13 protein-coding genes are annotated in these 15,756 nt (G+C 62.0%); 3 read left to right on the forward strand and 10 right to left on the reverse strand.

Features of this window, described 5'->3' with window-relative positions:
- Window positions 1-100: 100 nt before the first annotated feature.
- Complete coding sequence (gene recA / locus IC234_RS12320) at window positions 101-1,198, reverse strand: recombinase RecA (protein ID WP_190925004.1); 1,098 nt, start codon at window positions 1,196-1,198, stop codon at window positions 101-103.
- Window positions 1,199-1,409: 211 nt separating this feature from the next.
- Here recA and IC234_RS12325 point away from each other — a divergent pair, with 211 nt between their 5' ends.
- Window positions 1,410-2,603, forward strand: a complete 1,194-nt coding sequence (locus IC234_RS12325; RefSeq protein ID WP_190925006.1) for a hypothetical protein — start codon at window positions 1,410-1,412, stop codon at window positions 2,601-2,603.
- On the opposite strand, the gene IC234_RS12330 is transcribed toward IC234_RS12325, so the two are convergent.
- From IC234_RS12330 to guaB, 9 genes are all read right to left on the reverse strand, one after another.
- Complete coding sequence (locus tag IC234_RS12330; protein ID WP_190925008.1) at window positions 2,604-3,152, reverse strand: GNAT family N-acetyltransferase; 549 nt, start codon at window positions 3,150-3,152, stop codon at window positions 2,604-2,606.
- Between the two features lie 105 nt (window positions 3,153-3,257).
- On the reverse strand, window positions 3,258-3,683 hold the full coding sequence (locus IC234_RS12335; RefSeq protein ID WP_190925010.1) for a hypothetical protein: 426 nt from the start codon (window positions 3,681-3,683) through the stop codon (window positions 3,258-3,260).
- A 137-nt stretch (window positions 3,684-3,820) separates the two neighbouring features.
- Complete coding sequence (locus IC234_RS12340; RefSeq protein ID WP_190925012.1) at window positions 3,821-4,786, reverse strand: AAA family ATPase; 966 nt, start codon at window positions 4,784-4,786, stop codon at window positions 3,821-3,823.
- Between the two features lie 138 nt (window positions 4,787-4,924).
- Window positions 4,925-6,319, reverse strand: coding sequence for a peptidylprolyl isomerase (locus IC234_RS12345; RefSeq protein WP_190925015.1), 1,395 nt, complete (start codon window positions 6,317-6,319; stop codon window positions 4,925-4,927).
- Between the two features lie 230 nt (window positions 6,320-6,549).
- The gene (locus tag IC234_RS12350) at window positions 6,550-8,871 is read right to left on the reverse strand and encodes a peptidylprolyl isomerase (RefSeq protein WP_190925017.1); all 2,322 of its coding nucleotides are present in this window, start codon (window positions 8,869-8,871) and stop codon (window positions 6,550-6,552) included.
- Window positions 8,872-9,105: 234 nt separating this feature from the next.
- The gene (locus IC234_RS12355; protein ID WP_190925019.1) at window positions 9,106-9,519 is read right to left on the reverse strand and encodes an ATP-binding protein; all 414 of its coding nucleotides are present in this window, start codon (window positions 9,517-9,519) and stop codon (window positions 9,106-9,108) included.
- Window positions 9,520-9,611: 92 nt separating this feature from the next.
- Window positions 9,612-9,941, reverse strand: a complete 330-nt coding sequence (locus tag IC234_RS12360) for an STAS domain-containing protein (RefSeq protein ID WP_190925021.1) — start codon at window positions 9,939-9,941, stop codon at window positions 9,612-9,614.
- Between the two features lie 15 nt (window positions 9,942-9,956).
- Window positions 9,957-12,059 carry a PP2C family protein-serine/threonine phosphatase gene (locus tag IC234_RS22190; protein WP_190925024.1) on the reverse strand — a complete coding sequence of 701 codons (2,103 nt, stop codon included), beginning with the start codon at window positions 12,057-12,059 and terminating at the stop codon, window positions 9,957-9,959.
- 180 nt (window positions 12,060-12,239) lie between these two features.
- Window positions 12,240-13,718 carry an IMP dehydrogenase gene (gene guaB / locus IC234_RS12370; RefSeq protein ID WP_190925027.1) on the reverse strand — a complete coding sequence of 493 codons (1,479 nt, stop codon included), beginning with the start codon at window positions 13,716-13,718 and terminating at the stop codon, window positions 12,240-12,242.
- 160 nt (window positions 13,719-13,878) lie between these two features.
- Between guaB and IC234_RS12375 the strand changes: the two genes are divergently transcribed.
- Window positions 13,879-14,730: an oxidoreductase gene (locus IC234_RS12375; RefSeq protein ID WP_190925029.1), complete on the forward strand. Its 852-nt coding sequence runs from the start codon at window positions 13,879-13,881 to the stop codon at window positions 14,728-14,730.
- 166 nt (window positions 14,731-14,896) lie between these two features.
- Window positions 14,897-15,736 carry an FRG domain-containing protein gene (locus tag IC234_RS12380; RefSeq protein ID WP_190925031.1) on the forward strand — a complete coding sequence of 280 codons (840 nt, stop codon included), beginning with the start codon at window positions 14,897-14,899 and terminating at the stop codon, window positions 15,734-15,736.
- Window positions 15,737-15,756: the final 20 nt, after the last annotated feature.

The raw sequence follows: 15,756 nt of genomic DNA on the forward strand, positions 1-15,756 counted from the left end.
GACAAACGCAATGCCAGCCAAAGCATTCCCAAAGATACGGACGTAAAAAAAGCCCGTTGCGGATGGCAACGGGCTTTCATTCTTACCGGGTCCGGCACGCTTAGAGCGTGTCTTCGCCGTCTTCCGGGCCCGCCATGTCCACGGGGATAACGTCGGCGTCGCCCTTGGCCATGGTCCGGATTTTGGCTTCGATTTCGTCGGCCAGCTCGGGGTTGTCGAGCAGCAGCGTCTTCACGGCTTCGCGGCCCTGGCCGATTTTCTGGTCGCCGTAGCTGAACCACGAGCCCGACTTGGCAATGATGCCCATGTCGACGCCAAGGTCCACGATTTCGCCGACTTTGGAGATGCCCTGGCCGTAGATGATGTCGAACTCGACCACCTTGAAGGGCGGGGCCACTTTGTTCTTCACCACCTTCACCTTGGTGCGGTTGCCGGTCACGTTGTCCTTGTCTTCCTTGATTTGGCCAATGCGACGGATGTCGAGGCGCACGGAAGCGTAGAATTTCAGGGCGTTACCGCCGGTCGTGGTTTCGGGCGAGCCGAACATCACGCCGATTTTCTCACGCAGCTGGTTGATGAAAATGCAGGCGCAACCGGTCTTGTTGATGGTGCCGGTGAGCTTGCGCAGGGCCTGGCTCATGAGGCGGGCGTGCAGGCCCACTTTCGAGTCGCCCATGTCGCCTTCAAGTTCGCCTTTCGGCACAAGGGCCGCCACGGAGTCGATGACGATGATGTCAATCGCACCCGATGAAATCAGCTGGTCGGCGATTTCGAGGGCTTGTTCGCCGTTATCGGGCTGGGCGATGAGCAGGTTGGTGGTGTCGATGCCGAGTTTCTCGGCGTAGGATTTGTCGAAAGCGTGCTCGGCGTCGATGAAGGCCGCCATGCCGCCTTTCTTCTGCGCCTCGGCAATCATGTGCATGGTTAGGGTCGTCTTACCCGACGATTCCGGACCGTAAATTTCAATCACGCGGCCGCGGGGCACGCCGCCAATGCCCAGAGCAATGTCGAGCGAGAGCGAACCGGTGCTGATGCTCGGGATGTCGCCAACTTTGTTGTCGCTGAGCTTCATCACGGTGCCTTTGCCGTAGGCTTTGTCCAGCTTATCGAGCGTGAGCTGGAGGGCTTTCATTTTTTCGGCTGCGACGTTGGTCTCCGCCTTGTCGGCTTTCGAGGCCTTTTCGGTAGCTACTGCCATGGGGTTGGGAAAAAGGAATTAGGTTTGGTAAAGTTAAGGGTTTTGGCGACGTCGCAATCAGATAATTCTATTCCTTGGTTAAAACTTCGGAAAGGCCCTTTTGCGACGGCTTTTTCTAACACAGAGCCCACCGGAATCGTGCCGTAGAAAGCGGAAATATATGAGGAATTATCTAAGAATTTTAGTTGGCCTTGTGGCTGTGCTAATTAGAGTGGAAACAGCGCAGGCGCAACTGGACAATCGGGCGTTTTACCAGGAGGCGCCGGGGCTCACCCGCAACACGGTTTATGCGGTTGACCCCGAGCACGACCGGAAATGGCGGCGCACCGACTTGGGCGATACCATCGAAATAAAACAGCCGGAGGCCGGCAGCTTGCTGCTTTCCTTCAAAGCCTTCACCTTCTTTAAGGACAACGAATACTTTAATAAGATTGTCGACGGGTATACCCTGTATGGCACGCAGCTAAATCCCCAACTGGTGTATTATCCCATCAAAGACCTGCGGCTGGAGGGCGGCGTGTTTTTGTGGAAGGACTTTGGCAACCCGGTGCTGCAGCAGGTGCGGCCCACGTTTCGGGCCACCTGGACGGTGGGCAAGCAGCAAATCATTTTGGGCAACATTCGGCCTCATCTGGCCCACAATTACATCGAGCCGATGTTCAACTTCGAGCGCGTGATGCTGAACCCGCTGGAAGAAGGCATTCAGGTGCGCTACCAGGGCACGCGGCTGTTTGTGGACCAATGGGTGGACTGGCAGCGCCAGCAGTACCGCTACAGCAACTACCAGGAAGAAGTGGCGGGCGGCATCAGCAGCAGCTACCGCATCAGTCCTGACGGCAGCCGCTGGACGGTAGCCATTCCGTTTCAGTTCACCGCCATTCACCACGGCGGACAAATCGATACGCTGAACAAGCCGCTGCAAACGGCCTTCAACGAAGCCCTTGGGCTGGAAGCGCGCTACCGCATGGACGGCGCCACCGTGCAGGCCGTGCGCTTCAACGGCTACGTGCTGGGCTTTCAGGACTATTCATTCACCGCCGGCCAGTTTCCTTACAAGTACGGGCGGGGCCTGTACCTGAACGGCACCCTTGAAACCCGCTTCGCGGACGTAATGCTGAGCTATTGGCAGGGCTCGCGCTTCATCTCGCCCCTGGGCGGCGATTTGTACCAGGGCGCCTCGCGCACGGTGTCGAACCCCGATTTTCTGGACCCGGAGCGCAAAATCGTAATGCTGCGGCTGCTGCGTGATTTTCGCATCGGCGACGCGGCGGCGCTCACGGCGCGGGCCGAGCCCTTGTTCGACCTCAACGCCAAGCTGCTCGACTACTCGTTTGCCATGTACCTGAACGTGCGCACCGAGTGGCTGCTGGGCAACCTGAGCAAGCGCGTGCGGGTGGGGCAGTAGCTACTCGTCGCGCGAGAGCCAGAAGCGGCGGATGTTGCTCGTGGCCTCGGTGGCCCGGAACCATTGCGGGCGTTTGGGCGGGGCTTCGGGCCGAAAGCCGGCGGCTTTGGCCACGGCCTGCCCGCGGGCGTTGTCGACGAAGCAGCGAATGAGCAGCTTCTGGCTGCCCACGGGCCCAAAGCCGAAGTCGATGACGGCATGCAGGGCCTCGCGGGCAAAGCCGTGGCCTTCGGCCGCCGCCGCCAGGTAGTAGCCAATTTCGGCCTGCCCGCGGGACTGGGGCATCAGGCAGATATCGCCCAGATAGTCCTGCGTGGCGCGGTGCCAGATGCCAAACACGTAGAAACGGCCCGATTCCCAGTCCTGCGCAAAGGCCTGCAGGGCCGTGGTGGCATCGGCGGGCACCCGCACGGCCTGCAGCCGGTCGGGGAAGGAGGTGCGAAACCGGGCCCGGTCGGCATCGAGCAGCGCGAAGAAGGCGCGGGCGTCGGCCGGCTCGTAGGGGCGCAGGCACAGGCGGGCGGTATACAGCGGGGTGCGGGGCAACATGGCTGCAAATGCGGCAAAAGCGCCGCCGAAGAAGTGGAAGGAGGCCCCGAAAAAACAAAAGCCGCCTCCGATGCAGAAGCGGCTTCGCTCGCTAGGACGGGCCGGCTATTTATTCACGCCCACGTACTGGCTGGGGCTGCCCAGCGCCTGCTGGGTGCGCATCACGTTTACCTGCCGGGCGGCTTCGTTGAAGAACTCAAGGCGGCGAATGAGCATTTCCTTCGTCAGCACGCGGCCCTCGGGCGTGCGCATGGTGCCGCGCTTGTCGGCCAGCACGCGCTGCATGGCGGCCAGGGTCTGGCCCTCGTGCTTCATGAACTGCTGCTGAAACTCGGCCAGCCGCGCCACGCCGCTGGCGGTGAGCACGAAATCTTCGCCGGCGCCCTGGTTCAGCACCTCACACAGCACGTATACCTCAATGGGCAGGCTGGTTTCGAGGGCGGTGGTGCGCAGGTCGAGGCCGGCGGCCAGAGCGTCGAGGATGATGCGCACGTTGCGCTCAAATTGCTGGTAATAGGCTTGGGCTTCCATTCTGAACTAATGTCTTTGCAGCTACAAAGAACGTCATGCTGAGCAAAGCCGAGGCATCTCTACTGTCGGAGTAAATAATTACTCACCCGGCAGAGATGCTTCGGCTTCGCTCAGCATGACAGTTATACTACTCATTCTTACAACAACTCTTTCACAATCTGCTCCACGCCCACGCCTTCGGCTTCGGCTTTGAAGTTGCGCACCAGGCGGTGGCGCAGGATGGGCACGGCCACGGCCCGCACGTCCTCAATGTCGGGCGAGTACTTGCCGTTGAGCAGGGCGTTGCATTTGGCGCCCACAATGAGGTGCTGCGACGCCCGCGGGCCAGCGCCCCATTCCAGCAGCTGGTTGGTGCGGGCGTGGGCGCGCTCGGTGTTGGGGCGGGTTTTCTGCACCAGGCCCACGGCGTATTCCACCACGTTGTCGGCCACCGGCACGCGGCGCACCAGCTCCTGGAAGGCCTGAATGTCGGCGGCGTGGAGCACCTTGTTCACCGTCGGCTTGCGGTCGGAAGTGGTATTTTTTACAATGTTCAGCTCCTCGGCGTAGCTGGGGTAGCCCAGCTCGATGTTGAACATGAAGCGGTCGAGCTGCGCCTCGGGCAGGGGGTAAGTGCCTTCCTGCTCGATGGGGTTTTGGGTGGCCAGCACGAAGAACGGGCGCTGCAGGGCGTAGCGCTGCCCGGCCACCGTCACGGCGTATTCCTGCATGCTTTCCAGCAGGGCAGCCTGCGTTTTGGGCGGCGTGCGGTTGATTTCGTCGGCCAGAATGATGTTGGCAAACACGGGGCCTTTCACAAAAGTGAAGTCCCGCTGCTGGTTCATGGTTTCCGAGCCCACGATGTCGGACGGCATCAGGTCGGGCGTGAACTGAATGCGGTTGAACGACAGGTCCAGCGAGTCGGCGATGGTTTGAATCAGCAGGGTTTTGGCCAGGCCGGGCACGCCCACGAGCAAGCTGTGGCCTTGCGAAAACACGGCGGTGAGCACCAGCCGCACCACGTCGTCTTGCCCCACAATGACTTTGCCGATTTCCTGGCGCAGCTTCTGGAAGGAGGCGGCCAGGGCGTCGGCGGCTTCTTTGTCGGAGGGGTATTGGGCCATGCGGGGTCGAGTTCTAATCTACTTAAAAACGTCATCCTGAGCGCAACAAAGGACCTTATCAATACCGAACAGTTGCAGTTAGAACTGCGGCTGACGTGATGAGGTCCTTCGCTCCGCTCAGGATGACAGGGAGAAATACTATCTGTTTTCCGTTGATTCCAGCACTTTGCACTGGGCGTATTCGGGGGCCACTTCCAGGTACACGCTGTTGCGGTTCTTCTCAAACCACTCATCCAACGCCTTGTTGCGCTTTTCGTTGAGGGCAGCGGCGGCAATTTTCTGGTAGTCCTGCTCCAGGTTGGCCTGGTGGGGCGGCGTGTTCGACTTCAGCCACAGGATGCGCATGGCGTCCTTGCCGTCGTCGGTGCGGTAGGGCATGGGCGGGGTGATGTGGCCCACCTTCATGGTGTCGATGGTGAAGAACACGGCCGGGTCGAGCTTGTCGAGGGGCAGGCGCGAGCCGCCGTCCTGGCGGTTGGCCAGCAGGCCGCCGTTGGTGCTGCTCTGTTTGTCGGAAGAGTTGTCTTTGGCCGCCTTGGCAAAGCTGATGCTGTCGCTCAGAATCTGGCGGCGCAGGCGGGTAAGTTTTTTGGCGGCTTCGCTGGCATCGGCGGTGCCGGTTTCGGGCTTCAGCAGGATGTGGCGCGTCGAATACGTGTTGCCCTTGCGCTCAATGAACTGAATGAGGTGGAAGCCGAACTGCGACTGCACCACCGGCGACAGCTGGCCGGGCTCCAGCTTCATGGAGGCGGCTTCGTATTCCGGCACCAGCTCGCCGCGCTTGAAAAAGCCCAGGTAGCCGCCTTCCTTCGCCGAGCCCGGGTCTTCGGAGTATTGCTTGGCCAGCGTGGCAAAGTCGGCCCCGGCCAGCACCTGCGCCCGGATGTCGTTCAGCTTGGCCAGCGCGGCCTGCTTGGCTTTCTCGTTCACCTGCGCCGGAATCACAATCTGGCCCACTTCCACTTCGGTGTTGAAGTAGGGCAGGCTGTCCTTGGGCACGCGGCTGAAGTACTGGGCTACTTCGCGGGGCGTCACGGCTACCTTGCCCGTGATGGTTTCCTGCATTTTCTGCTGCGTGAGCTGGTCTTTGATTTGCGGACGCAAATCGTCTTTCAGCGCCTTGATGGGCTTGTTGTACTGCTCTTCCAGGCGCTTCTCGGAGCCAATTTGCTGCACGAAGTAGGCCATGCGGCGGTCCACCTCGTCGTTCACGCGCTTGTCTTCCACTATCACCGAGTCCACCTCGGCGCGGGCCAGCATCAGCTTGTTCAGCACGAGGCTTTGCAGAATTTTGCACTTTAGGTCGGGCGCCACGGGCTTGCCGGCGGCGCGGGCCATCTCCTGCATGTAGATGTTCTCCACGTCGGAGCGCAGCACAATTTGGTTGTCCACTTTCACCACGATGCCGTCGAGCAGCTCCTGGCCCTTGGGGCGGCTAATGCCCAATTGGGCTTTTGAGGCGGGCACCAGGCCCACGAGCAACAACAGCGTAAGCAGGGCCGACGCCGCGGCGCGATTCACTTTAACAAGCATAAACAAATAAATAAAGCCCTTCGGCCAAATGCCGGGGCCTGAGCCACACGAGCGCATTAACACGCAAACGGTCCCACAAATTTCACGATAAATCCGTGGGCGGACAAAAACAAGGAGCGCCGCCCGCCTCAGATGGTTGCAGGGCGGCGGTAATGGGCAAATGAGCGAATGGCTGAATGGGTGAATAATTGCGCTTCACCCATTCAGCCATTCGCTCATTTGCCCGTTATTTACTTCGTTACAAGTTTGTTGACTTCGGCTTCGTTCACCTTCACCGGGCGGGCGGCGCGCATCTGCGCAATCCATTCCTTCTCCAGGTAGGTTTGGTAGTCGGAAGTGGCCTGGCCGCGGGCTTCGGCCAGCGTTTTGGGGCCGGCGGGCAAGGTTTTGTCGATGGTAACGGCGTAGTAGCGGCCGTCCTTCTGCACGTTGTAGGTGCCGGGGCCTTTACTCATCAGCTCGTCCATCACCTTGTTGTCGCCCTTCTGGAAGATGCGCTGGCTGATTTGGACCGACAGCGGGTTTTGCTCGTTCATTTCCGCCTCAATGGCGGCGGGGTTGGCGGTGGTCAGCGCAATCTGCACCTGGCTATCGGCGGCGGCCTTTTGCGCGGCTTTGCCGATGCGGCGGGCGGGCACGCCGCCGCGCGTCCGCAGGTAGCGGGCGGCCGAGTCGGCGCGAGCGGCGGCCAAGCTGGCTTTTTCGCCTTTTTTCACGCGGCCGGTCAGCGTCACGCGGGCCAGGGTGTCTTGCAGCATGCGCTTGGCCACTTCCTGCAGGGCCAGCGCGCCAGTCTTGTAGAAAACGGCCGAATTGGGACGGAAGGCTGCCGTTTTGGGCACGTTGCGCGTCACAGGGAAACGGCCGCCTTTCAATTCCTTCTGCACGCGGCTCAGCAGGGCGGGGGTGGCGGCGCTCACCACGCTGCCCTGCACGCGCTGGTCCCACTGGTACTTGGCCTGGTTTTCGGCGAAGTATTTTTTCAGGCCCACGGTGTCTTCAATGGCCTTGCTCCACACCTTCTCGTCCATCAACTGGAAGAGCAGGATGCCGTCGCGGTACTCCTTCACCAGCATGCGGTAGTCCTCGTACTTGGTTTCGAGGCTGTTTTTCTCAAAGTCGGTCAGCGACTGCTCCACGTACTGGTCGTAGAGCTGCTGCATGGCGAAGCTGGGCTGGGCGCCGGTGCGGGGCCGCTGGTTTTGCTGGGCGTAGGTCAGGAAGTCCTTCACCGTGTAGGGCTTGCCCTTGATGGTGAACAGCGCCGAATTGTCGTTGGCGGCGCCTTTGGCCGGCTTGCCGGTGGCAGCAGCGGGCGCCGTATACTTGAAGCGGCCGGCCACCAGTGCCGTATCCGCTTTGCTGAAAGCGTAGGTTTTGGCGGCGGGCACTTCCACAAACTGGTCTTCCTGGCGCACGCGCTTCAGGAAAGCAGCTTTGTTGAGCTCCGAGCGCGAATCCTTGGCCACTTTGCTTTTCAGGCCGGCTTCGAGGTCGGCGAACTTGGCCAGCGGCTGCTTTTCAATGAGCTTGATGACGTGCCAGCCGTAGGGCGTTTGCACGGGCGCCGAGAGGTCGCCGGGCTTTTGCAGCTTGAAAGCGGCTTCCTCAAACGAGGGAATCATGCGGCCCGTGCCGAAGGGCGGCAGCTCGCCGCCGTTGGCCGCCGAGCCGGCGTCTTCCGAGAACTGCGCCACGAGCTTGTCCCAGTTTTCGCCTTTCTTGAGGCGGCTGTACAGCTCGTCAATCTTCTTCTTGGCCGTGAGCGAGTCGGATTTGGCCGCGTTGGCGTTCATCCGAATCATGAGGTGAGCCACCTTGATTTCGCCCTGCGCCGCGCGCTTGTCGTTCACCTTGATGATGTGGTAGCCGAAGCGCGTGCGCACCGGCTGCGACACCTGCCCCACGGGCGTTTTGTAGGCCGCCGACTCAAACGGGTACACCATCTGCATGGCGGTGAAGTAGCCCAGCTTGCCGCCGTTTTCTTTGGCCGAGGGGTCTTCGCTGTTGGCGCGGGCCAGCTGGCCGAAGTCTTCGCCGGCCAAGGCCTGCTTGCGAAGCTGCTCAATCTTCTGAAAAGCCGCGAGGGTGTCCTGCGGCGTGGCATCGGGCGCCACGCGCACCAGGATGTGCGAGGCGTTCACCTCCTGGCTCATACGGTCGTAGGCCTCGCGCACTAGCTGGTCGGTCACGCTCTTCTCGGTGAGGTAGGGCTGGGCCAGTTGCTGGCGGTAGCCGTCCAGCTCGCGCCGGAAAGCCTGCGTGGTGTCAAGGCCGCGCTTTTCGGCTTCCAGCACCTTGAGGCGGAAGTTGGTGTAGAGGTCGAGGTAATCGGTCACGCTTTGGCGGGTGCCGTAGTCGGGGGCCGAGCTGTTGTTCTTGCGGTACACGTAGGCAAACTCGTTGGCCGGCACCGGGTAGTCTCCCAAGGTTTCCACCACGGGGCCCACAGCGGTAGCAGCCGTGGTGGCCGAGGCAGCCGGTTTGGAGGTCTGGCAACCAGCCAGCAGCGTGACGACGGCAGCGCCGGCGTACAGAATGCGTTTGTGCATATAAGAGAAGAAGGAAACAAAAGCGCTGGCCCGGAAAGGAGCAGCCGCGCGGGCATAAAATTACCGGTGCGAAATTAACTAATTTCCGGACGGAATGAAAGGCAGCACACAAGGCGCAGTGGCGGGCCATAAAACGGCCGGCCGAGCGCCGCGAAGCCTCTTTGCCGTGCTAGTAACCGGAATTACTGCGGCGGCAAAGAGGCTTCGCGGTGTTCGGCCGGCCAGAATGCGACCTCAGGCCAGGTGCTTGCTCAGGTGGCACACCGTGTGGTTGCCGCGGGTGAAAAACTCCACCCGGTCCATGAGGCGGTTGACCAGGGCCATGCCCATGCCGCCCTTGCGGCCTTCCTTGATGTAGGCGCGCAAATCAGGGCTTTGGTGCGTGCCGGGCAGGTAAATGGTTTCGCCGTTGTCAGCAATTTCCACATTAAGCTCGTGCTGGCTGAACGCCAGTTTCAGGTCCAGAAACTGCGTTTCGTCCTCGCCGTTGGCGTGGATGATGAAATTCGCCACTACCTCGTCGATGGCCAACACCACTTGGTTGACCGTGATTTCGGGCAGGTTGCGGCTGTTGAGGTAATCCCGCACAAAGTCCCGCACCTGCTGGAGGTGGCTGCGAGAACAGGCAATGCGGAGGGTGGATTTCATAAGTAATTAATAATTAGTAATTCACAATTAACAATTGCGCATGAGCCCGGCAGGGGCCAATTGTTCTTTATTAATTGTTAATTACTAATTGATTACGCGGCTTCGGCTTCGGCGGCGCTCGGCACGATGGTCATCAGCGCGTCGAGGCCCAGGATTTCGAACACGTTGAACACTTTTTCCTGCATGTTGAAGAACACCAGCTTCACGTTGGCGTCCTGAAAACGCTGCAGGTGCGAGATGAACACCCCCAGGCCGGCCGAGGAGATATAGCTGAGCTTGGCACAGTCGACCAGCACCTTGCGGTAGTTGAGGATGTCCGGCTTGGCCAGTTCAGTGTCAAGCACAATGGCGGAGCTAGCGTCCAGCTCGCCATCAAGCAGGAGGGTGAGGGTGTCGGCGGAGGGTTGGGCAGTTACTTTCATAATGAGGTCGATACGTCAGGCCAACGGTGGGGGTTGAGCCGACTTGAATTTAATGACCAGCAGGGTCTGGTCGTCGTGAATCGGATGCCCGTGGGTGAAGGCGTTGAGGTCCTTCAGGATAAAGTCCTTGATTTCATCCGCTTCCTGGTAATAGCTTTCTTCAAGGCGCAGCTTCAGGCGGTCTTCGCCGTACTCCGCGGTGCCGTCGCCGCCGCGGGCTTCCACGATGCCGTCGGTGTAAATCACCATCACGTCGCCGGGGCTGTAGTCGTAAAACTGGTTCTTGATATGCTTCTCGTAGCTCTCGTTGCGGATAATGCCGAGGCCGAGGCCCTGTGACTCGAAGTAAAACACTTCCTCGCGCAAAGCGTGATAGTACAGCGTGTGGCAATGCCCGGCCCGGGCAAACACGAAGCCGCCCTGCTCATAATCGATGATGTAGAGCGACGAGGTGATGAAGGACGACTTCTCCAAGCAGTGAGTGAGGGCCGCGTTGGCCTGGGCCATGAAGCGGCTGGGCACCGGAAATTTGTCCCGCTCGTTTTTCGCCAGCGGGTTTTCCTGCATCAGCGAATGGAAAATGCCCTTCATCTGAGCCATGTGGAAGGCCGCCGTCACGCCCTTGCCGCTCACGTCGCCGATGATGACGGCCAGCCGCCGGCCCGGCAAATGTAGGAAGTCGTAGAAGTCGCCGCCCACTTCCTTGGCCGCCAGCGAGTGCGAGCTGATGTCGAACCAGTTGTCGGTGGGCAGGTTTTTCGGAATGAGGCTGTCCTGCACCTGCGAGGCGATTTTCAGCTCCTCCTGCGTGCGCTGGTTTTCCAGCGACGTGCGCACCAGTTCCAGGTTTTCGATGCTGAGCACGGCCTGGCTGGTGAAGGTTTGCAGGATGCTCAGGTCTTCGCGGTCAAAGGTGTTGGGCTCCACCTTCAGCAGGTAGAGCATGCCGTAGTTGAAGTGCAGGCCGCGCAGGGGCAGCTGCAGCAGCGAGCGGTAGTGCTGCGTGGTGCCCTCGAACCCAATGCGGGCGTGCAGGTCGTTGGTGATGAACTCGCCTTCGGGCAGGTCATGGCCCTGCAGGCGGGCGCGGAGGGCGTCGGCCTGTTCCGGCTCGAGGTTGAAATACTGCGTGGCGGCCGCCGCGGTCACGCCCGAGTGGCCGGGGTCGAGGTCGAGCCAGGCGGCATCGGCTTTCACCGTCTGCACCGCCGACTCCAGCAAAATGTGGTACACCTCGGCCGTGGTTTGGCCGCGCTGAATGATTTGGGTGAGGCGCTGCAGGCGCAGGATTTCGCTGCGCCGCTGCTCGATGACGTCGGCAATGGGCAGGTTGAAGAACGTCACCAACAAGCCCATCAAAGCATAAAATGCCGAGAAGAAAGCCGTGAGCAGCAGAAACGCGTGCTGCGGCTGCGGGGCAATGAGCTGCGGGTCGACCTGCGTGACGCGGAAGTACTGCACAAACACGAGCACGCTGAACAGCAGGCCGGACTGCAGCAGCACCGCGCGCCACTTTTCGCGCTGGCTGAGGTAGGCCACCCATTTCTGGTGCCCGCTGAGGTAGATGCCGTACAGGCCCAGCAGCACCACGAGGGGGATGCCGACGTAGTTTGGCGGGTTGACGCCCACCAGCCGGAACAGCAGCGTAGCGCCCAGCAGCACCTCAAAAACCGTCCATTCGCGCTGCAGGCGGGGCGAAGACCGAAACAGCACCAGCGCCCGCCAGGCGTAGTTGGTGCGCGCCAGAAAAACGACGAACAGCCCCAGGTTCAGCGTGTAGATGCTAGTGAAGAACAGGCCGTTGCTGTCGAACACCGGCTGGTCCTTCATCAGGCGCTCCAGCAGGTGCAGGCCCATACAGGCCAGCGCCAGCAGGCCCGGCCCCGTGAGCAGGCGCCGCAGCAAGCGGATGAAAGCTTGCCCGTGCAGCGGCGAGCGTTGGTAGCGGTAATACAAAAACACGCCCAGCACGAACACGCCCTGCGCCAGCTGCGTGGTCCATTCCGGCCAGGTGCCCAGCCACGGCCCGGCCCCCGAGTGGCTCAGGGCACTCAGCAGCAGCAAGACCCAGCTCAGGAAGCTAAGCGGCAGCAGAAAAGAGGGTAAGCGTTGAGGCACAGACACAAACTAGGAATAACACAAGCCCACCAGCCCGTTGCGCCGTCGTTGGCGCTCAACCGGCATGCAAGATACAATCCCCTCCGCAAAAGCAAGTCCAACATTATGGCCTGCGCAGAAGAGCCCCGCCAGCGTAGGCCGGCGGGGCTCCTTGGATGTCAGGCCGCTAAAAGACTTCGCTTAGCGGCTCGAATAGTTCGGGGCTTCGCGGGTGATTTGCACGTCGTGCGGGTGCGACTCGCGCAAGCCCGCCCCGGTGATGCGCACGAACTGTGCCGCCTGCAGGGCCTCGATGTTGGGGGCGCCCACGTAGCCCATGCCGGCGCGCAACCCGCCCGCCAGCTGGTAAATCACCTCGCTCACGTTGCCCTTGAACGGCACGCGGCCCACGATGCCTTCGGGCACTAGCTTCTTCACGTCGTCCTCGGCGTCTTGGAAGTACCGGTCTTTGCTGCCGTCTTCCATAGCTTCCACCGAGCCCATGCCGCGGTAGGATTTGTACTTGCGGCCTTCGTAGATGATGAGGTCGCCGGGGGCTTCTTCGGTGCCGGCCAGCAAGGAGCCCACCATCACGGCGGCGGCGCCGCCGGCCAGGGCCTTCACGATGTCGCCCGAGAACTTAATGCCGCCGTCGGCCACCAGCGTCACGCCGGTGCCTTCCAGGCCCTTCGCGGCTTCGAGCACGGCCGAAAGCTGCGGCACGCCAATGCCGGCGATGATGCGCGTGGTGCAGATGGAGCCCGGGCCCACGCCTACTTTCACTACGTCGGCGCCGGCATCGGCCAGGGCCCGGGCGCCGGCGGCGGTGGCCACGTTGCCGGCCATCACGGGCAGGCCGGGGTAGGCTGCTTTGATGGCGCGCACGGCGTCCAGCACGCCCTTGGAGTGGCCGTGGGCGGTGTCGAGGCTCACGAGGTCGACGCCGGCTTCGACCAAGGCCGCGACGCGGGGCAGCAGGTCGGCGGTGACGCCCACGGCGGCGCCTACGCGCAGGCGGCCCTGGCCGTCTTTGCTGGCGTGCGGGGCGCGGCGGCGCTTGCGAATGTCCTTATACGTCATCAGGCCAGCCAGGCGGCCTTCGGTGTCCACGAGGGGCAGCTTGTCCACTTTGCTGTCGGTGAGCAGCTGCTCGGCGGCGGCCTGGTCGATGCCGGCGGGGGCAGTCACGAGGCGGTCGAGCGGAATCATGACCGTGGTCACGGGCTGGGTCAGGTCGGCTTCGAAGCGCAGGTCGCGGCTGGTGAGGATGCCCTGCAGGGTGTGGTCCGGGGCCACCACCGGGATGCCGCCGATGTTGTGCTTGCGCATGAGCTGGCGGGCGTCGGCCAGGGTGGCGGTGGGCGGCAGCGTGAACGGGTCCTGAATCAGGGCCGACTCGCTGCGCTTCACGCGGCGCACGTGCTCGGCCTGCGCCTTGATGGACATGTTCTTGTGAATGATGCCCAGGCCGCCTTCCTGCGCCAGCGCAATGGCCATGTCCGACTCCGTAACGGTGTCCATGGCCGCCGAAATCAGCGGGGTGTGCAGCCGGATGGTGGGGGTGAGGCGGGTGCCGGTGTCGCAGTCTCGGGGGAGCACCTCGGAGTATGCCGGCAGCAGCAGCACGTCGTCGTAGGTGAGGGCCTCGAAGGCAATTTTGGGGGTTGCGGAGTCCGCCATGGCAAAAGGGGTTGGGGGTTGGTACCTTTTGCCAGTCAAAGTTACGGCGAGAAATTGGGTTGGGCGTTGTGCCGCGGCGACTATGCACGGTTTGGGGTGCGGTTCAAACAATTCGGGGGCGCAATCCGTCTTAGCACCTACCATTTCATTGCATTCCATCATGCCCGACTCCACTCCCAAAACCTGGTTTATTACCGGCGCCTCGTCCGGCTTCGGCGAAGCCCTGGCCGACCACGTGCTCGAACAAGGCGGCCGCGTGGCCGCCACCTTCCGTAAGCCCGAGCAGGCCGCCGACTTCACCGCCAAAACCCCCGACCGCACCCTCGGCGTGGTGGCCGACGTGACCAACGAAGGCCAGGTAAAAACCGCCGTTGCCGACTCCATCGCGCGTTTTGGCCACCTCGACGTGGTGGTGAACAACGCCGGCTATGGCTCCATGGGCAGCATCGAAGAGGTGCCGGCCGAGGAAGTGCAGCGCCAGTTCGACGTGAACGTGTTCGGAGCCTTGCACGTGCTGCGGGCCGTGCTGCCGCACTTGCGCGAGCGCAAAAGCGGGCACGTGCTCAACATCACCAGCATTGGCGGGCTGAAAACTTTCCCTGGTGTGGGCATCTACAACGCCTCGAAATTTGCCTTGGAGGCCATTGGCGAGAGCCTGAGCCAGCAGGTGGGCCCGCTGGGCATCAAGGTTACCAACATCGAGCCCAGCGGCTTCCGCACCAAGTGGGCCGGCGAGTCGGCCACCATTGCCAACACGAAAATCGACGATTACCAGCCCACCGTGGGCGAAAACATCCGCGGCATTGAGGGCTACAGCGGCCGCCAGCCTGGCGACCCCGTGCGCGCCGCCAAAGCCATGTACGAAGTGGTGCACATGGAAAACCCGCCCCTGCACCTGCCCCTGGGCAAAGCCGCCGTGAAGGGCGCCCGCGAGAAGTTTGCGGCCCTCACCAAAGAGCTGGAGCAGTACGCCGACATGGGCGATGCCGCCGATTTTCCGGCGGGAGAATAGCGCTGGCTGCCGAATAAAAGGTCCTGCTGAGCGCAGGCGAAGCCTCTCTGCTACGGGAGTAAATAATTACTTCCACGGCAGAGAGGCTTCGCCTGCGTTCAGCAGGACCTTTTTTAAATGAATTCTTAAACCCGCTCCGGCTGCCTGCCCGGCGTATCTTCGTCCCATGCCGCATTCCACCAACGACCACCGCGCCGATTCCTGGGAGGACTTGCAGCGCCTGCTGTTCCAGAACACCTGGGACGGGCGCATTGGGCGGTTTCGCTCGCCGTTTGTGTACCGAGGCAGCCGCTCGCGCCATTACCTGCTCAATACCAGCCTGCAACGCCTCGGCGGCGAATACCACCGCCTGGAGCACCACCTGCTGCGCAACTTCCGCAAATACGCCCGCGACACGCCCATGCAGGCCGCCGGCGCCAGCACTTGGGACTGGCTGGCCCTGGCCCAGCACCACGGCCTGCCCACCCGCCTGCTCGACTGGACGTACTCGCCCTACGTGGCCCTGCACTTCGCCACCGACGACCTCGACGCCTACCACGAAGACGGCATCGTGTGGGCCCTGAACTACGTGAAAGCCGCCGAGCACCTGCCCGAACGCCTGCGCCAGGCCCTGCGCCAGGAGGGGTCCAACGTCTTCACCTCCGAACTGCTGCAACCCGTGAGCAGCAGCCTGCACGACCTAGAGCAGCTGCAGGCCGAGCCCTACGTGCTGTTTCTGGAGCCGCCCAGCCTCGATGCCCGCATCGTGCACCAGTACGCCTTGTTTTCGCTGATGAGCACCGCCCAAAGCGTGCTGCACGACTGGCTGGCCGACCGCCCCGAACTGTATTTCCGCATCATCATCCCGGCCGAGCTGAAGTGGGAAGTGCGCGACAAGCTCGACCAAGCCAACATCACCGAGCGGGTGCTGCTGCCCGGCCTCGGTGGCCTCAGCCGCTGGCTGCACCGGCACTACTCGCCCCGCACCGATGGCCGTAGCTTCTTGGATGAGAACGAGATGCGGTGATTTAGCTAGCAGTGAACAGT

The organism is Hymenobacter armeniacus, from assembly GCF_014699055.1.
Lineage (GTDB): Bacteria > Bacteroidota > Bacteroidia > Cytophagales > Hymenobacteraceae > Hymenobacter > Hymenobacter armeniacus.